The 15,094-nt window shown below is 32.2% G+C and carries 12 protein-coding genes; 3 read left to right on the top strand and 9 right to left on the bottom strand.

The annotated features are described in order from the left end of the window. Window positions 1-663, bottom strand: a 663-nt coding sequence (locus tag RR561_RS07775; RefSeq protein WP_332507137.1) for a peptidase E, incomplete at its 3' end; no start/stop codon positions are given. A 791-nt stretch (window positions 664-1,454) separates the two neighbouring features. On the opposite strand from RR561_RS07775, the gene cysK reads away from it, so the two are divergent. Both cysK and cysE read left to right on the top strand, forming a co-directional pair. Beyond that, on the top strand, window positions 1,455-2,342 hold the full coding sequence (gene cysK, locus RR561_RS07770) for a cysteine synthase A (protein WP_332507136.1): 888 nt from the start codon (window positions 1,455-1,457) through the stop codon (window positions 2,340-2,342). Between the two features lie 21 nt (window positions 2,343-2,363). Further along, window positions 2,364-2,963 (top strand): serine O-acetyltransferase, encoded by a 600-nt coding sequence (gene cysE / locus RR561_RS07765; RefSeq protein ID WP_332507134.1) that lies wholly within the window; start codon window positions 2,364-2,366, stop codon window positions 2,961-2,963. A 335-nt stretch (window positions 2,964-3,298) separates the two neighbouring features. Here cysE and RR561_RS07760 read toward each other — a convergent pair whose 3' ends face one another. Further along, the gene (locus RR561_RS07760) at window positions 3,299-3,838 is read right to left on the bottom strand and encodes a prolyl-tRNA synthetase associated domain-containing protein (RefSeq protein WP_332507132.1); all 540 of its coding nucleotides are present in this window, start codon (window positions 3,836-3,838) and stop codon (window positions 3,299-3,301) included. Between the two features lie 150 nt (window positions 3,839-3,988). Here RR561_RS07760 and RR561_RS07755 point away from each other — a divergent pair, with 150 nt between their 5' ends. After that, entirely contained in the window at window positions 3,989-4,858 is an 870-nt protein-coding gene (locus RR561_RS07755) for a LysR family transcriptional regulator (RefSeq protein WP_332507131.1), read from the top strand. A 76-nt stretch (window positions 4,859-4,934) separates the two neighbouring features. On the opposite strand, the gene RR561_RS07750 is transcribed toward RR561_RS07755, so the two are convergent. The 7 genes from RR561_RS07750 to thrC form a co-directional block, all read right to left on the bottom strand. Continuing rightward, window positions 4,935-5,399 (bottom strand): pyridoxamine 5'-phosphate oxidase family protein, encoded by a 465-nt coding sequence (locus tag RR561_RS07750; protein WP_332507130.1) that lies wholly within the window; start codon window positions 5,397-5,399, stop codon window positions 4,935-4,937. 352 nt (window positions 5,400-5,751) lie between these two features. Further along, complete coding sequence (gene carB / locus RR561_RS07745) at window positions 5,752-8,967, bottom strand: carbamoyl-phosphate synthase large subunit (protein ID WP_332507128.1); 3,216 nt, start codon at window positions 8,965-8,967, stop codon at window positions 5,752-5,754. A 53-nt stretch (window positions 8,968-9,020) separates the two neighbouring features. After that, window positions 9,021-10,070 (bottom strand): glutamine-hydrolyzing carbamoyl-phosphate synthase small subunit, encoded by a 1,050-nt coding sequence (gene carA, locus RR561_RS07740; RefSeq protein WP_332507127.1) that lies wholly within the window; start codon window positions 10,068-10,070, stop codon window positions 9,021-9,023. A gap of 64 nt (window positions 10,071-10,134) precedes the next feature. After that, window positions 10,135-10,857, bottom strand: coding sequence for an orotidine-5'-phosphate decarboxylase (gene pyrF, locus RR561_RS07735; protein ID WP_332507125.1), 723 nt, complete (start codon window positions 10,855-10,857; stop codon window positions 10,135-10,137). 930 nt (window positions 10,858-11,787) lie between these two features. Continuing rightward, window positions 11,788-13,008, bottom strand: coding sequence for an aspartate kinase (locus RR561_RS07730; RefSeq protein WP_332507123.1), 1,221 nt, complete (start codon window positions 13,006-13,008; stop codon window positions 11,788-11,790). Window positions 13,009-13,019: 11 nt separating this feature from the next. Further along, the gene (gene thrB / locus RR561_RS07725) at window positions 13,020-13,919 is read right to left on the bottom strand and encodes a homoserine kinase (protein WP_332507121.1); all 900 of its coding nucleotides are present in this window, start codon (window positions 13,917-13,919) and stop codon (window positions 13,020-13,022) included. A gap of 122 nt (window positions 13,920-14,041) precedes the next feature. Beyond that, window positions 14,042-15,094, bottom strand: a complete 1,053-nt coding sequence (gene thrC, locus RR561_RS07720; protein ID WP_332507119.1) for a threonine synthase — start codon at window positions 15,092-15,094, stop codon at window positions 14,042-14,044.

Genomic DNA, 15,094 nt, shown 5'->3' with positions numbered 1-15,094 from the left:
TTCTACACTTTCTACACTTTCTACACTTTCTACACTTTCTACACTTTCTACACTTTCTACACTTATTTTATCACCATCAACTAAAATAACTTGATTATTGTTAATCATTTTTAAGTTTATTTCTGATGAATATTCATTAGCAATTTTTGCTGCCATATCTTTAAAAGGTTCATTATTATAGTGAGGTAAAATATAGAAATCAATCATGTTAAGTGAATCAAATTCCTTCAAAGATGGGGCTGCCTCGGCGTTATCCATCAAAGATATATATTCAATATTTGGAGTTGCTACAACAGCACCAGCGGACTCACCTATATATGGTTTTCCTGAATTTACTTCTTGAATAATTATTTTATCAGCAGCAGACTTTTTCATTTCTTGCAATAAAAAGAATGTATTTCCCCCTGTTACATAAATCATGTCATTATTTACTATTTTGGAATATATTTCCTCTTTGCTAGCCACTGATATATTCAATTCATCAACCACTGCCCCAAGTTTTTCTAATGATTTTTTCCCAGATTCCACATAAAAATTAACCTCTTCAACAATACTTGCCGTTGGTATAAATGTTATTCTTTTGCCCTCTAATTTTCCTAAAAATTTTGGAAGAAGAGTAAAAACATCTTCAAATGATGATGCTAAAAAAACTTTTTTCTCCATGATTTTCATCTCCTTTTATATGATATTATAATAGTTCATTATTTTATAAATATATTTTTTTACTAATTTATTTCTCTTTGTTAGTCTGATTATCTTTCTTGATCTTCATTGTCCTTCTTGACCCATTAAATAAATATGTAACCTCACTTAAATATCGCAATTATATATTCGCTAAAATATTATTATTTACTAACATTTTTATATAATATTTCATTCTAAATAGTTTCTAAATCTTAATTTAATAAGTACCCTAATATCTTTTTTATATGCAAATTCTCAGGATGGTTTTTTCTTTTATTAATGCTTATTTTCAAAATTGTCAAAAATTTTTATCAAAAAATTCTCAATTAATATTGACAAATCAAGCTCTTTAATATATACTTTTTATTAATTCCTAGTAAATCAATCGGAATTAAAAACTCAAAGGAGATGTTAAAATGAATGGTATACAATTAAAGAAAATTATAACTACTGCATTTGGAGGAATCTCTTCTTGTTGTTGCTGTTGTAGGTAACTGCTTGTTAGGAAATTCTGGCAAACAGTATAAATTTTAATATTATTTACACTTAAACTTTACTTGTACTATTTGCATCAATTAATATTTATGCAGATTTTACTCTAAAGACTTGGCTATCTTATATAAATTTGATTTAACAGATACACTTGAATATCAATTGAAAATATTGATTCATTAATAATCAAAACATCGAATTTAGCCGATCAAAAATTTAATTCAAAATATAATAGCAAAATACACAATAGTAATTTATAAACAAAGGAGAAGAATAAAATGAAGAAGAATGTAATAGAATTGATTGGAAACACACCACTTGTTAATATCTCTAAGATAAATGAGAATATTTTTTTAAAGTTAGAAGGAAAGAATCCTGGAGGTTCTGTTAAAGACCGTGCTGTACTTGGTATGATTAACGGAATGGAAGAAAGAGGAGAGCTAAATCCTGGAGATAGAATAGTAGAAGCTACTAGCGGAAATACTGGTATAGCTGTTGCTATGATCGGTATGAACAAAGGTTACAAGGTAACTGTAATAATGCCAGAATCTATGAGCCAGGAAAGAAGAAGTTTAATACGTGCATATGGAGCTGAGCTGATACTTACAGACGCAGCTAAGGGTATGCAGGGAACTATAGATAAGATGGACGAGCTTTTGGAAACAGGAAAGTATAAATCTTTAAAACAGTTTGATAATCCAGATAATCCAAAATTCCATTATCAAACTACTGGTCCAGAAATATATTCAGATTTAAAAGATGTAGATATTTTTGTTGCAGGTATCGGTACTGGTGGTACTGTTACTGGTGTTGGAAGATATCTAAAGGAAATGAATCCAGATGTTAAAATATTTGGAGTAGAGCCTTCTGCATCACCACTAATTAATAAGAAAAAGGCTGGCCCACATAAGATACAGGGTATCGGTGCCAACTTTATTCCTAAAAACTATGACCCAAATGTTGTTGATGAAGTTTTGATGATTAGTGATGAAGAAGCATTTGATACTGTAAGAGAACTAGGCAATAAAGAAGGTATCTTAGTTGGTATTACATCAGGAGCCAATGTACGTGCGGCTCAAATACTAGCAGAGAGATTCCCAGGTAAGAAAATTGTTACAGTAGCTCCAGATGGCGCTGATAAATACATGTCTATGAATATATTTTAATTAGAAAGAGGCTCGCACATTATGAAATTTATTAAAAATATTGATTATATATTAGAAAATGACCCTGCATCAGGCAGAGGCGGTCTGAAGTTTTTAGCTAGACTAAAGGTATTTATTATATATCCTTCAGTACACGCATTGATTGGACACAGCATATCTCATGCTCTTCACAATGTTGGTCTAAAATTTCTAGCAAGATTAAACTCACAGATTTTTAGATTCTTTACAGGAATCGAAGTGCATCCTGGCGCTACTATAGGTCATAGTATCATGATAGATCATGGTATGGGTGTGGTTATTGGTGAAACTGCAGAGGTTGGAAACAGAGTTACTATTTATCAAGGTGTTACACTTGGTGGTACTGGTAACCATACTGGAAAAAGACATCCTACTGTTGGAAATGATGTTATAATAGGCTCTGGAGCCAAGGTATTAGGACCTATCACTCTAGGTGATGAAGTCAAAGTAGGTGCAAACAGCGTGGTTTTAAATGATATACCAGCTGGAGCCACTGTAGTTGGTATCCCAGGGAAAATAGTTAAAATTAAGAACAAAAAATATAACTCTAAAATCATAGAACTTAATGAAATAAGATCTATGGATAATATGTACTATATATAATGTAGTAAAGACATAATTTGAGAGTTCTTTAAACTAATTAGAAAAAGTTAAATATATGGATACGTAAGCAAAATTATTTTGTATTAGCCATTAAATATATCGATAAAAAAACACCTACTCGATCGAGTAGGTGTTTTTTATATAATTCTTAGTCATACCTATATCTTCCTAATAGATGTATTTTTCATTAAGCGAAATTATCTATAGATTTCTATATTTATATGAGTTTTCCCTTTTTTACAGCCTATATAACCTGCTTTTTATAGTTTCCTTATAGCTTTAATATCTTATTATACTTAATATAGATATATATTTTATTACTTCTAAAAGTTCTACTATAATTCAATTTCTTTATAAACATGTTTTGTATATGGTAAATATTTTTCTACTATATCTTCTGTCTTTAGCTTCATATAGCTTGTCGTAACTCCATCACTACAGCCGTAATATTCTTCTTTCAATACATCACTGTCAAATACAATATTTATCTCTTTATTATTATCAAGTATTGAACTGAACACAGTTGCTGCACCTATTTTTGTTCCCAACTTTTCTTGCATCAATTCTGCAGGTGCAAATGAAACTCTAGAAATATCCAAAGCTTTACTGAATTCTTTAGATTTAAAGGCCTTTTGACCTGTAGTAATAAACAAGTAAAACTCTGTCTTTTTTCTATTGCAAAGAAATAGTGTTTTTACCATATTCATATTTAATTTTTCATTGATAGATATACAATCTTGCATAGTTATAGCCTCTTCAGTGTCCACTCTTTCAAAATCAATTTCAAGTTCACTTAAACTTTCATAAACTTTTTCTTGAAGTTTCGTCAATTCTCCACTTGGTTTTTTCGTTGATATTTCACTTACAAAAAACATAATTTGCTAATCCCCCTATAATTTTTTTAAATATTCTCTTTAATATATTGTAACATTGATTAATAAATTACAAAAACGAATTTTTATCATACTATATATGATAAAATCAGATATGTGTTATTTTATAAAAATATAAGAAAAGGAGAAAATATGGATACGAACATTCAAAAGTATATTGTTTTTTTAAAGGTTGTAGAATATAAAAGTTTCTCGCAAGCAGCAAAAGAACTTAATTACTCTCAATCAGGAGTAAGTCGCATGATTAAAGATATTGAAAATGAATTTGGATTTTCTTTACTTGAAAGAGGAAAATTTGGAATAAAACTCACTTCTGAAGGCTCTCTTGTATTTGACGATATAAAAGAGATATGTCAAAAATTTGCTAACCTGGAAAAAAAAATAGATGAAATAAATGGAATAGAAACTGGTATGATAAAAATAGCCAGCTTCTCTAGTGTAGCTACATATTGGTTGCCCAAAATTATTAAAGAGTTTAAAAAAGATTTTCCAAATATAGAATATGAAATTATTCTTGGAGATTATACAGAAATAGAAAATTTAGTTTTAAAGGGTGATGTTGATTTTGCTTTTACTCGTCTACCTACTTCTTCAAATTTAGACACCCTATTTTTAGAAAAGGACGAACTGAAAGTCGTAATGCCGAAAGACCATCCATTAGCTTCTGTTGAAAAGTTTCCCATAAATGCTCTAGAAGAGGATCCCTTTATGTTACTAGAAAAAAACTCTGAAACTGAGATTTCAAATATTTTCAAAAAATACCATCTCCATCCCAATATAGTATTTACTACTTGGGATGACTATTCAATTATGGCAATGGTTGAAAATAATCTAGGAATCAGTATTTTGCCAAATTTAATACTACAAAGAGTTCCATATAAGATTATTTCAAAGCCATTAGAAGTTCCTGCATTTAGAAATATATGTCTTGCATTTAAAGATCATTCTACATTATCTTTAGCTGCAAAAAATTTCATTAAATATTTAGATTGTAGATATTAAAATTAAGGTGAGAAAATTCAATAACTCACCTTAATTCACTTATATATTTTTTATTTTTCTTGACTTTTGTTTAACCCTATTTTCTCGATTTCCCCGATAGATGTTTTATCTCAATCTTAACTACTGTCGTCTTAGATTCAAGCGCTCCAATATATTTTTTACCCTTCTCTATAAATTCGGGAGAGTATTTTTTTATGATTTCTAAAAGAATCTCTTCCTTTTCTATATCAGATACTTCCTTTGCCTCTCCAAATACTACTGCACTTTCGTAATCTGTTGTAAATTGATCCGGCAAAACTTCTTCACTTCCTACTACACAAAAAGATACTTTTGAATTATTTCTTATATTATCAAGTTTGTGACCTTCTTTGGCACTATGAAAATAGATATGACCATTATAAAATATATAATTTACAGGTATACCATATGGATATCCATTATCTGATAGAGTTGACAAAACTCCATATGAACCTTTTGTCAAAATCTCTCTAGCATCATTGATAGATATTTCTCTGTCTTTTCTTCTCATATTTCTAAACATATTCTTTTCTCCTTTTTAAATAAATTTTTTTAATTCAAATTTTCTTTTAATACCGTGCTTTTATCTTTTTATTTATATTTACTTTATTTATACTTACCTTGTTTTTCTATTCATTTACTTTATTTACTTTATTTAGATTGAACACCAAAATCTAATTCAGAAAACATTTTCCTTTCATGGATTCATCTAGATTTATTTCCTATTTCATCTCCCGTCTAATTATTTTAAATATTTTTAATTTTTACAACAATAGTTCTTACTTAATAGATTACTTCTATTTTTATAATTAATCAAGTAATTTTTAAATTAAAAGAGCCCTCTCAGGTTTGAAGGGACTCTTTTTATTTATATTTTATTTATTTATTTCATCAAGGCTATACACCTTCATTAATTTTGAATTCACATGCTTTTTATTGACTGCTACCATAGCCTTTAGTGTATCTAGAGATGTCATTATCTCTGTTTGGAACTCTGTAGCAGTTCTTCTAATCTTAAATCCATCTCTTGTTGAATCATTACCTTTTGTAGGTGTATTTACTACTAGGTCTACCTGTTTGTTTCTTATTACATCAAGTATATTTGGTCTAGACTCTTCTACTCTATTGACTACTTCGCACTCTATACCAGCTGCCTTAAGTGCATTTGCTGTACCTTCTGTAGCTATGAACTTGTATCCTAATTCATTCATATCTTTTGCTATTTCTATAAATTCATCTTTATCATTGTCGTTCACTGTTGCTAGTACCATCTTGTTGTCATCTGATACTCTTTGACCAGATGCCAAGAATCCTTTGTATAAAGCTTCTTCTAGTGTTTCTCCAACTCCAAGTACTTCTCCAGTAGACTTCATTTCTGGTCCAAGGCTTATCTCTACCTTTGATAGCTTTGACATTGAAAATACTGGAACTTTTACACATATGTGTTTTGAAGTCTTATATACTCCTGTTCCGTATCCTAGATTTTCTAGTTTTTCACCTAGCATACACTTTGTTGCAAGGTCTACTATCGGTACTCCACTCACCTTTGATATATATGGTACTGTACGGCTTGCTCTTGGATTTACTTCTATTATGTATAGGTCATCCTTGTATTCTATAAACTGTATATTTACCATTCCTAAAACATTTAAGTTTAGTGCCATCTTTTTTGTATACTCATATATCTTATCTTTTATCTTGTCTGAAATTCCTTGGCTAGGATACATAGTTATGCTGTCCCCTGAGTGAACTCCTGCTCTTTCTAAGTGCTCCATAATTCCAGGTATTAATATATCTTTTCCATCACATATTGCGTCTACTTCTATTTCTCTACCAGTTAGGTATTTGTCTATCAGGACAGGGTTGACTGCGTCTCTTTCAAATGCATCTTCTAAATATTGAACTAATCTCTTTTCGTCATATGTTATTTCCATTCCTTGTCCACCTAGTACATAAGATGGTCTTACAAGCACTGGATATCCTAGTGAATTAGCTACGTCTATTCCTTCAGCAACTGACCATACTCCCTTACCCTTAGGTCTATTGATTGATAGCTCTTCAAGTAATTCATCGAATTTTTCTCTATTTTCAGCTGCGTCTATATCTTCAAATCCTGTTCCCAATATTTTTACATTCTTATCAGATAGAAACTTAGCTAGTTTTATCGCTGTCTGTCCACCAAATTGTGGTATTACACCATATGGTTTTTCCTTTTGTATTATGTTATATACCTCTTCTTCAGTTAGAGGTTCAAAGTATAGCTTGTCTGAGGTATCAAAGTCAGTTGATACTGTTTCAGGATTATTATTTATTATTATCGTTTCAATTCCCATTTTTCTTAGAGATTTTACACAATGTACTGAGCAGTAGTCAAACTCTATTCCCTGCCCTATTCTTATAGGACCAGATCCTAGTACTATGACCTTTTTCTTATCGCTTACTACTACTTCATCATAGGCTTCATATGTTGAGTAATAATATGGTGACAAGGCTTCAAACTCACCTCCACAAGTATCTACCATCTTGTATGAAGGTTTGATATTGTACAAAGTTCTAAGCTCCATAATACTTTCGGAGTCTATCTTCATAAGATCGCTCATCCCCTTATCAGAAAAGCCCTTCTTCTTTAGTTCTAGAAGGTACTCTTTGCTCAAATCTTCTATACTCATAACTCTTAGTTTTTCTTCTTGCTCTACTATCCACTTAAATTTATTTAAAAACCACTCATCCATTCCTGTAATCTGTGATATCATTTCTATCTTGTAGCCTCTTCTGATCATTTCTGCTAGGTCAAATATTCTCTCGTCATCTGGAAGTACTATGCTTTTTTTCAGTTCTTGCATATTTTTTCTTTCAGATGCCTTATGAACTAGCGAATACTTTCCAGTTTCCAGTGATCTTATTCCCTTTAAAAAGGCTGCCTCAAAGTTTGATCCTATACTCATTATTTCGCCTGTAGCCATCATTTTTGTTCCAAGCTTTCTATTTGCATGCTTAAATTTGTCAAATGGCCACTTTGGAATTTTGACTACCACATAATCTAGTGTTGGTTCAAAGCAAGCATTAGTCTTTTTTGTAACTGCATTTTCTATTTCATCTAGTGTATATCCCAGAGCTATCTTTGCCGCAACCTTGGCTATAGGATATCCTGTTGCCTTAGATGCTAGAGCTGATGATCTTGAAACTCTTGGATTTATTTCTATAATTGCATATTCAAAGCTCTTTGGGTTTAGGGCGATCTGTACATTACATCCACCCTCAACTCCTACTGCATCTATTATATTTAGTGACGCTGTTCTTAGCATCTGATACTCTGTATTTGAAAGCGTCTGACTAGGTGCTACTACTATAGAATCACCTGTATGAACACCCACTGGGTCTACATTTTCCATATTACACACTGTGATACAGTTTCCATTAGAATCTCTCATTACTTCATATTCAATTTCTTTCCAACCCTTGATACTTTTTTCTATAAGGCACTGTGTTACTGGGCTTAGCTGAAGACCATGAGTAAGTATTTCTCTAAACTCTTCTTCGGTATCTGCTATACCTCCACCAGTTCCCCCTAGGGTATATGCTGGTCTTACTACTACTGGGTAGCCCAAACTCTGTGCATACTCAAGTCCACCTTCTAAAGTCGTTACTATATCACTTTCTATTACTGGTTCACCTATTTCATTCATTACATCTCTAAATAGATCTCTATCTTCACCCTTTTTGATTGATTCAACAGATGTTCCTATTAGTTTTACATTGTATTTATCTAATATGCCCGCTTCTTCTAGCTCTACTGCAAGATTTAGACCTGTCTGCCCACCCATTCCTGCTAATAAACTATCTGGCTTTTCTTTTGATATTATCTTTTCTATAAAGTCTAGAGTTAAAGGCTCTATGTATATCTTATCTGCCACTTCTTGGTCTGTCATTATCGTAGCTGGGTTTGAATTTATTAATACAACTTCAATCCCTTCTTCCTTCAGTGCTTGACAAGCCTGTGTTCCTGAGTAATCAAACTCAGCTGCTTGACCTATAATTATTGGACCTGAGCCCAATACTAATGTTTTCTTTATACTATCTATCTTAGGCATAATTAACTCTCCTTCATATTATAATAATCTACTAATCTATTTTAAGTTCAATTTTACTTTGCTAATTCTAAAAATTTGTCGAAAATATATTCACTATCTAAAGGTCCCGGACAAGCCTCTGGATGATACTGTACGCTATATATAGGAAGATTCTTATGTCTCATTCCCTCTACTGTATTATCATTTAGGTTTATCTGAGTTACGTTTACGTCTTCTGGTACGTCACTTACATAGTAGCCATGATTTTGAGATGTGATAAATATTTTACCTTCTTCAAGATCTTTGACTGGGTGATTTCCACCTCTATGTCCAAACTTCAGCTTGCTAGTATTTCCACCTAGAGCTCTTGCCAAAATTTGATGACCCAAACATATTCCTACAATTGGTCTTTTTCCTATTAACTGTCTCACATTTTCTACTATATCTTCCAAATCAGCTGGATCTCCAGGTCCATTTGATAGAAATATCAATTCAGGATCGATTGCTAGTATATCTTCTGGCCTTGATTCTGCTGGAAATAATGTAATATCACAGTTTCTCTTAGCAAAATTTCTTATAATATTTTCTTTTACTCCAAAGTCCATTATTGCTACTCTTTTACCTGACCCTGGTATAAAGTTTGTCTTTTCTCTGCTCACTACTCTCACTGCCTGAGTATTGTCAAACTCTTCTATCTTAGAAGATACATCTTCAAGCTTTGTATGTTCTGTCGTGATTATGCCTTTCATAGTTCCCTTATTTCTAAGTATCTTTGTCAAGGCTCTAGTATCTATTCCTTCTAGACCTATGACCTTGCTTTGCTTCAAATATGTATCTAAATCCATCTCACATCTAAAGTTTGATGGCATATCGCACTTTTCTCTTACTATAAATCCTCTTACCTTTACATCGTCCGATTCTTTATCCTCTAGGTTGATTCCGTAGTTTCCTACCAATGGATATGTGATTGTCACTATCTGGCCATAGTAAGATGGATCTGTTAACACCTCTTGATATCCTGTCATTGAAGTATTAAATACTACCTCTCCTACACTATCTTTTGTATAACCAAATGCTTTTCCTTCAAATATTGTTCCATCCTCTAGTATTAATCTACCTTTCATATACATCCTCCTACTCAAACTATCTCTACTATCTATTTTATTTTCACCTATTATCTTTTATATATTAATTTGATGCTTCTTCTATCTCTTTTACTATTTCCTCTGCCGCCTTGCTAGGATTGTCTGACTGGGTAATAGGTCTTCCTACTACTATTGTCTTTGCTCCATTTTCTATTGCTTGACTTGGAGTAACCACTCTTTTTTGATCTCCTTTAGCTGCATTTTTAGGTCTTATGCCTGGGCAGACTGTCAAGAAATCCTCTCCACATTCTTTCACTATATTTTCAACTTCTCTTGCAGAACATACCACTCCATCTAGACCAGCTTTCTTTGCAAGTTTCGCCCTTTTAATGGCTGTCTGTGTCGTATTTTCTTTGCATCCAATGTCTGCTAGATCCTTATCACTAAGAGAAGTAAGCACTGTTACTCCTATTATCAATGGTTTTTCTATATTCAATCTTTCTGATTCTTCTTTTGCGATTTGGGCACATTGTCTCATGCCTTCTATATCTGATACGTGTATAGTCATCATCCATACACCATCTCTTATAGCTGCTCTTACAGCTGATTTCATTGTATTTGGAATGTCGTGAAATTTAAGATCCAAGAATATTTTCTTGTTCTTTGTTTTTAGATAGTCGACAGTTTTACCTCTAGATGCAATATAGTTTTCAAGTCCTACCTTATATATATCAACGCTATCTTCTAGTGAATCTATTAGTTTTACTGCCTTTTCATAATTGTCTGTATCAATTGCTACGATTAATTTATCTTTTCCATTTACCATAATTTAGCCCCTTCTTCCGATTAAGCCTGTTGGTCTTTTTTGAAAAAAACACTTCTTTGATTGGTTTTATATATTTAATTTTCATATCATATTACACCACTGTATTCTAGTAAGGGCATAAAAAAATCCCTATACCAGAGGCATAAGGATATGATAATCTATATATTGAGCTTGCCATATTTGTATGCCAAACTACATCAGTATATACTGATAACCTTGAGGTTATTATCCTTACCAGTCTCTCTGGACCAGCTTAAAAGACTTAATCTAATTTTGAAGATACTGCCGCATCTCTGTACGACCTACTCTTGTATCCTGTAGACTATAATAACATACTTTCTTATCTTTTACAACGCTTTTTTATTCCCGACTTTGTTATTTAGAAAACTTTTATTTATTTCTTTTATTAATTTTTGCCAAATCTATTTATTAGGTTTTTTGTCTATTTTTAATAGATATTCTTTAATCTAACCTTTCATATTTTAATAAGAAAAAAATATATTTTATTTCTTATTTATTTTTTATCAATATTTTTAAGTTATAATCAGAAAAAGTTTCCTGATAATTGCACTTCCTCTACTTTTTCAGTTATTTTTTTAAATTATTGTTTATTTTATTAAATATTTTAATAAGTTGTTTTAAAATTCTTAAAATTAGCTTTTAAAATCTTGCAATCTATGTTATTATATTATTATACAAGAAGTACTTATTTAACAATCTTCTGTTTAGAATATAAATATTTATTTTTTCCTTTTTTTCTAAACTTTAGATAAATCTAAAAGTATATTTTTGTCAAATAATATACGAACAACTCGATGCAACAACTTATATAAGGCTACAATAAATTTTTATGTTTAATTAAATAGAGTATAAAACTCCATAAGACCAAAAGACCTTCTATATATAGAAGGTCTTTTGCTGTTCATATATTTATTTATAAATTAAATCAAATTCATCTGCTAGTGCCCTCACTGCACTTTCACACTCTTCCACTCCAACTGTTACTGATATAGTTATTTCTGAAGTACTTATAAGATCTATATTTATATTATTTTCTCCAAGCGTACTAAACATTCTAGATGCAATATTTGAATGAGTCATCATGCCTGCACCTACTACACTAACCTTGGCTATATCTTCATTTATTACAACGCCTTTTGCCCCTATTCTATCACCTATTTCTTGTAAGATAGAAGCTGCTTCTTTGGCATCACTAGTAGAACAAGTAAAGGCTATATCATTTATATTTCCACTTTGTGCACTTTGAACTATCATCTGTATATTTATATTTGCATCTGCCAGTGCCTTTAGTATTTTAGCAGCTGTTCCCGGTATATCTGGTACTCCAAATATTACCACCTTAGCCACATCAAAATCATGGGCAATTCCTGTAATCAGTCCATTATGTTCCACTTCTAATACCTCCCTTTTTACGATGGTTCCTATATTATGATTAAAACTAGATCTTACATGTATTTCTACATCATGAGTCTTGGCTACTTCTACCGCCCTTGATTGAAGCACTTTAGCACCAAGTATTGATAGCTCTAACATTTCATCGTAACTTACAGCTGTCAGTTTCTTAGCATTTTTCACTATTCTAGGATCACAAGAATATACTCCATCTACATCCGTAAATATTTCGCATAAATCTGCATCTAGTGCTGCTGCTATTGATACTGCAGAAGTATCTGAACCACCTCTTCCAAGCGTTGCTATATCATGATCTTCTGTCTCTCCTTGAAATCCAGCTACTATAATAATATTATCGTCTTCTAGCTCATTTTGGAGTCGATTGGACATAACTCTTACTATCTTAGCCTTACTATGACTCGAGTCTGTTATAATCCCTGCTTGGGGTCCTGTAAGAGATACTGCCTTTTCTCCTAATGACTGTATTCCCATTGCAATTAAAGACATCGATATCTGTTCACCTGTAGATAAAAGCCTATCCATTTCTCGCTTTGGAGGATGGTCTGTTATTCCATTTGCTAGCTTTATTAGATCATCTGTTGTGTCCCCCATTGCTGATACTATAGCCACTACCTTATTTCCTTCTTTTTTTGTGTCCACTATTCTATTTGCTACACGCATTATTTTTTCAACATCTGCCAAAGAGCTTCCGCCATATTTTTGTACTATTACACCCATATTTTATCACCTCAACTTATTTCACATATAGCGCCATTAGTACAAGGCTTTAAAATCACTGCTTTTCCTGCTAAATTTGATTGATCTGCCACTCTTTGGAGAGACTCACATATATTTTCACTATCCTCTTTTGATGAATAAGCTATTATAGTAGACCCTGCTCCACTTAAGGAAAATGCAAATGCACCTGAATTTAATGCTGCATTTTTAAAATCATCAAATTGCTTGATTAATATTTTTCTATACGGTTCATGAATTTTATCATCCATTGTCTTTGCTATTAAATCCTTATTTCCACTAGCAAATCCCATTACTAAAAGTGCCAAATGTGAGCTATTGTGAACCGCATCTGCCATAGAAATTTGTTTTGGCAACACTCCTCTTGAATCGCTTGTAGATACTTCGTATTCTGGTATGAAAAGAACACATTCCAACTCTTCAAATGGCTTTATAGTCTGATAGACTATTTCACCTTCTTTTGTTTGAGTTGATACTATTAGTTGTCCTAAAAGTGCTGGTGCAACATTATCGGGATGTCCCTCAATTTCAGTAGCAAGCTTTAATATCTTCTCATTTGATAGCGGAAAATCCATCAAGGCATTTGCAGACATCAGACCACCTACGATTGCTGCAGCGCTTGATCCCATTCCTCTTGCTAGGGGAACTCCATTTATTATTTTCAATCTATATCCCTTAGGATATCTATCAATATATTCAAACAATCTATTCATACAATCTATCACTAGATTATTTTCTATTGTCAATTTTTCACTTTCTAATCCTTCTATTTCTATTTTTATTTCATCTGCGCTCTCACATTCAAACACTGAATATTGAGAAAGAGCCATTCCTAAGGAATCAAATCCTGGCCCTAGATTTGCAGTAGTTGCTGGAACAATTACTCTAATCATATATATTCACCCTACTTTTTATTTTTATATTTTAAATATTCAATCTTTTTTTCAAATAGAAGATTATATTTAATCCTCTATTTCCTAAAATTTTATTTTTATTTCTTGATTTATGTTGAAAATTACTCTTCTATTAATAACTTAAGAACTGCCTCTAAAGTTCCTGGAATTGATACTGGCTTTTGAGCAGACTCTAGACAAGTATCTGGATCTTTTAGTCCATTTCCTGTGAGTATAGCTACAACCTTTGACCCTTTTTCAATATCTCCATTTTTTACTGACTGTATTACACCAGCTAGAGAAGCTGCTGAAGCTGGTTCTGCAAATATCCCTTCTCTATTTGAAAGAAGTCTATATGCCTCTAGTATCTCTTCATCTGTTACTGCCTTTATTGATCCATCTGATTCATCTCTTGCCTTTAGAGCCTTGTCCCAAGATGCAGGATTTCCTATTCTTATTGCTGTAGCAACTGTTTCAGGATTTTCAAATACCTTTTCTTCAACTATAGGAGATGCTCCCTTAGCCTGATAACCCTTCATCTTTGGAAGCTTATCTATTCTTCCATCTTCTTTGTACTCTTTGAATCCCTTCCAATACGCTGTGATATTTCCCGCATTTCCAACTGGTATAGCTAGATAATCTGGTGCTTCTCCTAAGTCATCCACTATTTCAAATGCTCCTGTTTTTTGACCTTCAATTCTATATGGATTCAATGAGTTGACCAAAGTAATCGGGTGAGTACTTGTAATCTCTTTAACAAGATTGAGTGCATCATCAAAGTTTCCTTCTATTGCCACTACCTGTGCTCCGTATTGAAGTGCTTGAGCTAGCTTACCCATGGCAACATATCCATCTGGAATCAATACTATTGTCTTTAAACCATATCTTGCACCATAGGCTGCAGCTGATGCTGAAGTATTCCCTGTACTCGCACACATTATAGTTTTTGACCCTGATTCTATAGCCTTAGCTACTGCCATAAACATCCCACGATCTTTGAAAGAACCTGTAGGATTTAATCCTTCAAATTTAAAATATAAATCTATTCCTAATTCCTTACTCAGGTTTTCACTTTTTATTAAAGGAGTATTCCCCTCGTATAAACTTACTTCTGGAGTATTTTCATTTATAGGTAAATATTTCTTGTATTTATTCATTATCCCTTGCCACTTCAT

Source organism: Peptostreptococcus sp. (assembly GCF_036639115.1).
In the GTDB taxonomy this organism is placed as follows: domain Bacteria; phylum Bacillota; class Clostridia; order Peptostreptococcales; family Peptostreptococcaceae; genus Peptostreptococcus.
This window is presented reverse-complemented; position numbering and strand designations above follow the sequence as displayed.

Coding starts and splice junctions, on each gene's coding strand:
- cysK (WP_332507136.1), top strand. CDS start 1,455: ATGAAGAAGAATGTAATAGAATTGATTGGAAACACACCACTTGTTAAT.
- cysE (WP_332507134.1), top strand. CDS start 2,364: ATGAAATTTATTAAAAATATTGATTATATATTAGAAAATGACCCTGCA.
- RR561_RS07760 (WP_332507132.1), bottom strand. CDS start 3,838: ATGTTTTTTGTAAGTGAAATATCAACGAAAAAACCAAGTGGAGAATTG.
- RR561_RS07755 (WP_332507131.1), top strand. CDS start 3,989: ATGGATACGAACATTCAAAAGTATATTGTTTTTTTAAAGGTTGTAGAA.
- RR561_RS07750 (WP_332507130.1), bottom strand. CDS start 5,399: ATGTTTAGAAATATGAGAAGAAAAGACAGAGAAATATCTATCAATGAT.
- carB (WP_332507128.1), bottom strand. CDS start 8,967: ATGCCTAAGATAGATAGTATAAAGAAAACATTAGTATTGGGCTCAGGT.
- carA (WP_332507127.1), bottom strand. CDS start 10,070: ATGAAAGGTAGATTAATACTAGAGGATGGAACAATATTTGAAGGAAAA.
- pyrF (WP_332507125.1), bottom strand. CDS start 10,857: ATGGTAAATGGAAAAGATAAATTAATCGTAGCAATTGATACAGACAAT.
- RR561_RS07730 (WP_332507123.1), bottom strand. CDS start 13,008: ATGGGTGTAATAGTACAAAAATATGGCGGAAGCTCTTTGGCAGATGTT.
- thrB (WP_332507121.1), bottom strand. CDS start 13,919: ATGATTAGAGTAATTGTTCCAGCAACTACTGCAAATCTAGGGCCAGGA.
- thrC (WP_332507119.1), bottom strand. CDS start 15,094: ATGAAGTGGCAAGGGATAATGAATAAATACAAGAAATATTTACCTATA.